General features: G+C 71.7%; 1 protein-coding gene. It reads left to right on the plus strand.

All coding sequences use genetic code 11. The annotated features are described in order from the left end of the window. The coding region (locus ACH4EB_RS38740; protein ID WP_398353244.1) for a methyltransferase at positions 1-1,096 on the plus strand (1,096 nt) is incomplete at both ends.

Raw genomic sequence — 1,096 nt, forward strand, 5'->3', positions numbered from 1 at the left:
ATCGGCCATCCCGTCACCAACACCCGCGCGTATGTGCTGGATGCGGAGCTGCGTCCGGTGCCGGTGGGTGTGGCCGGGGAGTTGTACGTGTCGGGGGCGGGGCTGGCGCGCGGGTATGCGGGGCGGCCGGGGCTGACGGCGGAGCGGTTCGTCGCGTCGCCCTTCGGGCCGGGCGTACGGATGTACCGGACGGGCGACCTGGCGCGGTGGCGCGCGGACGGGCAGTTGGAGTTCGTGGGCCGTGCGGACGAGCAGGTCAAGGTGCGCGGCTTCCGTATCGAGCCCGGGGAGATCGAGTCCGCGCTGACCGCCTCCGAGGGCGTACGGCAGGCCGTGGTCATCGCGCGTGAGGACATCCCCGGCGACCAGCGCCTGGCGGCGTACGTGGTGCCGGATCTCGACACGGCGCTGCGGGCCGGTACGGAAGCCGACGCGGGTGCGCAGGTCGAGGAGTGGCGGGAGATCTACGACTCGGTGTACGCCGAGACGGGCACCAAGGGCATCGGTTTCGGTGAGGACTTCTCCGGCTGGGACAGCTCGTACACGGGTGAGCCGATTCCGCTGGACGAGATGCGCGCTTGGCGGGACGCCATGGTGGAGCGGGTGCGGGGCTTCGGGCCCTCTCGCATGCTGGAGGTCGGTGTGGGCGCCGGTCTGCTGATGGCGCACCTTGCGAAGGACGTCGACGAGTACTGGGGTACGGATCTGTCCGGCGCCGTCATCGAGCGGCTCCAGCTTCAGGTGGCAGAGGCGGGACTTGGCGAGCGGGTGCGGCTGCGCAGTCAGGCAGCCGATGACGTGACGGGCCTTCCGGCCGGGCGCTTCGACACCGTACTGATCAACTCCGTCGTGCAGTACTTCCCGGACGGCGAGTACCTGGCCAAGGTCGTCGGCCACCTGCTCGCCCTCGTCGCCCCCGGCGGCCGGCTGGTGATCGGTGATGTGCGGCATGCCGGTTCGCTGCGGGCGCTGCACGCGGCGGTGCATGCCGGGAGGGGGGCGTCGGCGCGTGCGGTGGTCGACCGGGCGGTGCTGCTGGAGAAGGAGCTGGTCACGGCGCCGGAGTTCTTCGCGGAGCTGGCGGCGCGGGACGAGC

Source organism: Streptomyces sp. NPDC018045, from assembly GCF_044327445.1.
Taxonomy (GTDB): Bacteria; Actinomycetota; Actinomycetes; order Streptomycetales; family Streptomycetaceae; genus Streptomyces.